Origin of the sequence: Pseudoalteromonas sp. G4 (genome assembly GCF_028875915.1) — a bacterium.
GTDB lineage: Bacteria > Pseudomonadota > Gammaproteobacteria > Enterobacterales > Alteromonadaceae > Pseudoalteromonas.
Window position 1 is genome coordinate 22,442 of record NZ_JAPEHW010000057.1, and the last position, 6,345, is coordinate 28,786.

At 43.3% G+C, this 6,345-nt stretch carries 5 protein-coding genes; 2 read left to right on the top strand and 3 right to left on the bottom strand.

Annotated features, from left to right (window positions below; genetic code table 11):
* The first annotated feature begins 15 nt into the window (after positions 1-15).
* Together ON073_RS14910 and ON073_RS14915 are read left to right on the top strand one after the other, a co-directional pair.
* The gene (locus ON073_RS14910) at positions 16-633 is read left to right on the top strand and encodes a YigZ family protein (RefSeq protein ID WP_274762672.1); all 618 of its coding nucleotides are present in this window, start codon (positions 16-18) and stop codon (positions 631-633) included.
* Positions 634-670: 37 nt separating this feature from the next.
* Positions 671-2,122, top strand: coding sequence for a TrkH family potassium uptake protein (locus tag ON073_RS14915; RefSeq protein WP_274762673.1), 1,452 nt, complete (start codon positions 671-673; stop codon positions 2,120-2,122).
* A gap of 535 nt (positions 2,123-2,657) precedes the next feature.
* Here ON073_RS14915 and trkA read toward each other — a convergent pair.
* The 3 genes from trkA to fmt are packed head-to-tail and all read right to left on the bottom strand — an operon-like array spanning position 2,658 to position 6,299.
* A complete protein-coding gene (gene trkA / locus ON073_RS14920; RefSeq protein WP_274762675.1) occupies positions 2,658-4,034 on the bottom strand; it encodes a Trk system potassium transporter TrkA in 1,377 nt (458 codons plus the stop codon).
* 35 nt (positions 4,035-4,069) lie between these two features.
* Positions 4,070-5,362, bottom strand: a complete 1,293-nt coding sequence (rsmB, locus tag ON073_RS14925; RefSeq protein WP_274762676.1) for a 16S rRNA (cytosine(967)-C(5))-methyltransferase RsmB — start codon at positions 5,360-5,362, stop codon at positions 4,070-4,072.
* A complete protein-coding gene (gene fmt, locus ON073_RS14930; RefSeq protein ID WP_274762677.1) occupies positions 5,346-6,299 on the bottom strand; it encodes a methionyl-tRNA formyltransferase in 954 nt (317 codons plus the stop codon). Before fmt ends, rsmB begins: the two co-directional genes overlap by 17 nt.
* Positions 6,300-6,345: the final 46 nt, after the last annotated feature.

The window sequence follows — 6,345 nt, forward strand, 5'->3', positions numbered from 1 at the left end:
TTTATTTTGTAAGTTATGACTCAAGAATACCAGTACCCAGCAACACGAACCTTGTATCGTGAAGAAATCAAAAAAAGTACTTTCATTGTGCATATAGCACATACGCCAAGCATTGCAGATGCAAAAGCGTTTATTAAAAGTATCAATCTAGAATACCCAGATGCACGTCACAACTGTTGGGCACATGTCGCGGGCGAGCCTGGTGGTAGCCATGTATTGGGCTTTTCTGACGATGGTGAACCCAATGGCACGGCGGGCAAGCCAATGTTAAATGTTTTGATGGGCTCAGGGCTTGGTGAAATTACCGCGGTAATTACGCGTTATTTTGGTGGCATAAAGTTAGGCACGGGTGGATTAGTGCGAGCGTATGGTGGCTCACTGAATAATGCGTTAAGTGACATAGAGCTCTTAACTCGCGTCCCCATGGTGACGTTACTGGGTGAATCAAGTTATGCACTGCAAGGTGTAATTGAACAGCATATTAATAGCCAGTTTAGCGGCAGTACTATTGAGAAAGAATTTTCCGCAAATATTGCATGGCAAATCGCTATTGATGAGCGAAATGCAGAGCAAGCGATAAAAGATATTTATGAAATATCCAATGGTGCTGTTGAGTTAAAAGTAAAACAGTAAGAGAATAGCTTAAAATAGCTCGTTTCTTACTCTTGCAATGCAATACAGAACAATAATTAAAATTTTAGGGCAGTTAGTTGCCTTATTTAGTATCACCATGATCCCGCCAGCGCTCGTTTCGCTTATCTATAAAGATGGTGGTGGTGTGCCGTTTGTTCTGGCATTTGTCTTTAGTATTATTATTGGCTTAATAGCCTACTACCCAAACCGCAAACAACGAGGGGACTTAAAAGCCCGTGAAGGCTTCTTAATTGTGGTTTTGTTTTGGTTGGTACTGGGCAGCTTTGGTTCGTTACCACTGATCTTTTTAGAAGAACCTAATCTATCTATTGCGGATTCTGTTTTTGAGTCATTCTCAGGCCTTACCACCACAGGGGCGACTGTTTTAACGGGTATTGAGTATTTACCCAAAGCGATTTTATTCTATCGCCAGCAACTGCAATGGCTAGGTGGTATGGGTATCATCGTACTTGCTGTTGCTGTACTGCCGATGCTTGGTGTCGGTGGCATGCAACTTTACCGTGCAGAAACACCGGGGCCTGTAAAAGATTCTAAAATGACCCCGCGCATCGCCGATACTGCAAAACACCTTTGGTATATTTATGTATCGCTTACGGCGGCTTGTACTTTGGCGTATTGGGCGGCAGGTATGAATTGGTTTGATGCCATTTGCCATGCCTTTTCGACTATCGCGATAGGGGGCTTTTCGACGTATGATGCGTCAATTGGCCATTTTAATAGCCCACTAATTAATATTATTTGTGTGGCGTTTTTATTAATCGCCGCGGTGAACTTCTCTCTGCACTATGCGGCGGTAGCTAATAAAAACTTTCGCGTTTATTGGCGTGACCCAGAGCTCAAAGTATTCCTATTTATTCAAACATGTTTAGTGCTTTTGTGTTTTTTTGTGCTTACTTCTGCAGGTATTTATACCTCGACCGATCAGGCATTTGACCAAGCGCTTTTCCAAGCTGTTTCAATCAGTACGACGGCTGGCTTTGCCACCGATAGCTTCTCGCAGTGGCCGCTGTTTTTACCAATTTTGCTTATCTTTTCGAGCTTTATTGGTGGCTGTGCGGGCTCAACAGGTGGCGGCATGAAAGTAGTGCGCGTGTTCCTGTTATACTTACAAGGTATTCGCGAGTTAAACCGCTTGGTTCACCCTCGCGCAATTTACTCAATTAAGCTTGGTCGCAAAGCATTACCCGACAAAGTAGTTGAAGCTGTATGGGGCTTTTTCTCAGCTTATGCTTTGGTATTTGTCATCATTATGCTGTGCTTATTAGCAACTGGAATGGACAACATCACGGCATTCTCAGCAACTGCCGCCTGCTTAAATAACTTAGGTCCAGGCTTAGGTGATGTTGCAGCGCACTTTGGCGATATTACTGATACCGCTAAATGGATACTAACGCTCGCCATGGTATTTGGCCGACTAGAAATCTTCACACTACTCGTATTATTCACCCCAACATTCTGGCGTGGGTGAGACCAGACCGAAACGAAGTTTCGCAGCTGGTCGAACGCGAGAAAGGGATTTCGAGCCGGAATATCGCGTCAGGACGACTTAATATATTGGTCGTTTATTCCAGACCGAAACGAAGTTTAGGCCGCTCATTTACATCCATGTAATTGCGGCATTAGTACATCCTATACGTCACAGCTGGCCGAACGCGAGAAATGGATTTCGAGCCGGAACCAAGTGTCAGGATGACTTAGTATGTAATTTGTTCTGTGATCCCTTGGATGGGCGAACTGGAATATAGCGTCAGGACGACTTAATATATCGGTCGTCTCTTTCAGACCGAAACGAAGTTTAGGCTGCTCCTTTACATCCATGTAATTGCGGCATTAGTACATCCTGTACGTCACATCTGCTCGAACGCGAGAAATGGATTCGATTGCTGCGTAACGCACCGGACCCAAGTGTCAGGATGACTTAGTATGTAATGATTCAACACCACCAGACCGAAACGAAGTTTCGGCTGGATTTGATACTAATGTTCTTAAAAAATATTAATTATTTACAAAAAGATAGCACTTACTTGGAAGAGTTTCTCAACCACGTGAATTTGTTTTTTATCGATAAGGAACATAATGACATGGTCACCTGAGAGGATCACGGTATCATCATGTGCAATCAATACATCGTCATTACGCACGATAGCACCAATGGTTGTACCCGCTGGTAATTTGATATCTTGAATGGCTCGACCGACAACCTTTGAGGTGGTTTCGTCGCCGTGTGCTACAGCTTCAATGGCTTCAGCAGCGCCTTTGCGTAGTGAATACACATTAACAATATCACCACGTCGAACGTGAGTTAATAAGGCTGAAATCGTTGCTTGTTGTGGGGAAATAGCAATATCAATTTCACCACCTTGCACTAGATCAACATAGGCGCCACGTTGAATTAATACCATGGTTTTTTGTGCACCCATGCGTTTGGCAAGCATGGCTGACATAATGTTTGCTTCATCATCATTAGTAACGGCAATAAATACATCGACTTGTTCAATGTGTTCTTCCGATAATAATTCTTGGTCTGATGCATCACCGCAAAAAACAACGGTACGGTCCAGAGTGCCTGAGAGGTACTCTGCACGTTCAGGATTTCGCTCAATCAGTTTTACGCTGTGACTCTTCTCTAACGTGCGGGCAAGGCCTGCACCAATATTACCGCCACCCACAATCATAATTTTTTTATACGATTGCTCGAGCTTTTGTAGCTCGCTCATTACCGCACGAATATGTTTCGTTGCAGCAACGAAAAAGATTTCGTCATCGGCTTCAATAACCGTTGTGCCTAGCGGTTTAATTGGTCGACCTTTACGGTAAATTGCAGCAACGCGTGTTTCAACATTAGGAATATGTTTTTTTAGTGCTGATAGTGCATAACCAACGAGTAAACCGCCGTAATACGCTTTTACCGCTACCAGCGATAATTTCCCTTCAGCAAATTGCAGTACTTGTAGTGCACCAGGGTAATCAATTAAGCGGTGAATATAGTGAGTAACCAGTTGTTCAGGCGCAATGTAGTGATCAACCGGTAAATCATGGTTATGGAATAGTTGTTCTTTGTATTTGAGATATTGCTCAGAGCGAATTCGAGCAATTTTAGTTGGTGTATTAAAAATACTGTAAGCGATTTGACAGGCAATCATATTAACCTCGTCAGAGCTAGTAACGGCGATAATCATATCGGCATCTTCAGCGCCAGCTTGGCGTAATACCTCAGGGTGAGCACTATGACCAGATACTACCTGAAGATCATATTTATCTTGTAATACGCGAAGCTTTTCTCGGTTAATATCAACTACGGTGATTTCGTTTTTTTCACCTACTAGGTTTTCTGCTAAGGTACCGCCAACTTGTCCGGCACCTAAAATGATAATTTTCATACTGTCAATCGCTTAGTTGGCGAGCATCGCCTTAATTATAATTTTTCAATTTTTGCGTAGAAAAAGCCATCATGCTCATCTGGCAGTAATTGCCAGCCAGGCTGCTCGCTGGTATCTGCTAAATTGAGTGCGATATGCTTAGCATCAGCATGCTGTGCTAAAAACTGTTTTATCTGGTTGGTATTTTCTTCCGGTAAAACAGAGCATGTTGCATACACCAATGTGCCACCAGATTTTAATAATGGCCAGATTTGTTCAAGTATTTGTTGCTGCAGCTTGGCTAGCTGTTCGATATCAGATGCTCGACGTAGCCATTTTATATCGGGGTGACGGCGAATTACGCCTGTTGCAGAACAGGGCACATCTAACAAGATACGATCAAACTGTTCGCCATCCCACCAGTCGTCAGGTTGGCTCGCATCTGCACTTATTAGCTTTGCCTTTAGGCCAATTCGTTCTAAGTTTTGCTGTACGCGCTCAAGACGGATTGCGTCATGATCAAGGGCAGTAACATCACATTCCGCTAGCTCTAAAATATGACACGTTTTACCACCAGGGGCTGCGCAGGCATCAAGAATTTTGTCGCCATCTTTTGGTTCGAGCAATCTTGCCGCAAGTTGTGCAGCACCATCTTGTATTGAGCTATGACCTAACTCGAAGCCAGGTAATTTAAATACATCAACAGCACTTTCGAGTACTAGTGCATCATCAAACTGATCAACTAAATGTGCTTCAATATCTGCATCAAGCAGTAAATCTCGATACTCTTTAGGCGAATAGTAGTTACTATTAACGCGCAACCACATTGGCGCTTGTACTTGGTTTGCTTCGACAATATCTTGCCAGTTGTCAGGGTAAGCTGCTTTTAGCTTATTTAAAAACCAACCAGGGTGATTGTACTTACAGGCATCAATTTGATCGGCTAAATTTTCCAGTTCACTTTGGCGGCGCTGAAAGTTACGCAGTACTGCGTTTACTAAGCCTTTAAGGCCTGGTGCACGCATTGTTTTAACCGCATTTACTGTTTCATCAAGTGCCGCATGTGCTGGAATACGCATGTGCTGAAGCTGATAAATACCCACATAAAGCAAAAATTGGAAAGGACGCTGTTTGCCTTTTAAAGGTTTTTCAAGCAAGTGAGAACAGTAGTTTTCTAAGCTTGGTAAGTAGCGTAAAACGCCATAACAAAGCTGTTGTAAAAGAGGGCGCTCTTTTGCTGGCAGTTTGTCAGAGTATCTTGGTAATACTTGCGATAATGAGTGACCTTTATCAACCACTAGATGCAGTGTTTCAGCTGCATAAGCACGAACACTACTCATTACTTTCACCTAAAATAGAACCAACAGCTACCCAGTCAGCACGGCCATTTAAGAAATCTTGTGCCGACATTGGCTTTTTACCTTGAGGCTGCAGTTGCGTGATTTTTAGTGCGCCGTCACCTGTTGCAACGGTTACACCCGATTTGTCAGCAGCTAACACTTCACCTGCACGACCTGTACCATCGACCAATTCAGCAGCATATACTTTTACCGTGTTACCTTGCATTTGTGTAAAACAAATTGGCCAAGGGTTAAAGGCGCGAATATTACGTTCGATTTGTTGTGCAGTCATTTGCCAATCAATATTTGCTTCGTCTTTACTAAGCTTTTTCGCGTAATTGGCTAATTCGTCATTTTGCTTTTCGGCATTAGCTGTGCCATTGGCAATTGTGGCTAAAGTATCGATAAGCGCCGTCGGACCAAGTTCAGCAAGCTTGCTGTATAGACTTGCACTTGTATCTGTCGCCTCAATAGGACAAGTGGCAATGGAAATCATATCGCCAGTATCTAAACCTTCATCCATTTGCATGATAGTTACACCAGTTTCAGCATCACCAGCCCAAATTGCGCGTTGGATAGGGGCAGCACCGCGCCAGCGAGGAAGAATTGAACCATGCACATTGATGCAGCCGAGTTTTGGTGTTTCTAATACTGCTTTTGGTAGCAATAGGCCATACGCAACGACTACCATAATATCTGCATTTAAATCTGCAAGCTGTTGTTTGGCATCGTCTGATTTAAAGTTCTCTGGTTGATAAACTGGAATATCATGGGTTAAAGCAAGCTGCTTTACTTCACTCGCTTTTAATTTTTTGCCGCGACCTGCTGGGCGATCTGGTTGGCTATACACAGCGATTACTTGGTGCTCTGATTTTATTAAAGCATCAAGATGTTGCGCGGCAAAGTCAGGTGTTCCCGCAAAAATAATTTTTAAAGGTTTACTCAAGATTTACTCCAGACAGATTAACCAGCTTTTGACGCAAGCTTGGCTT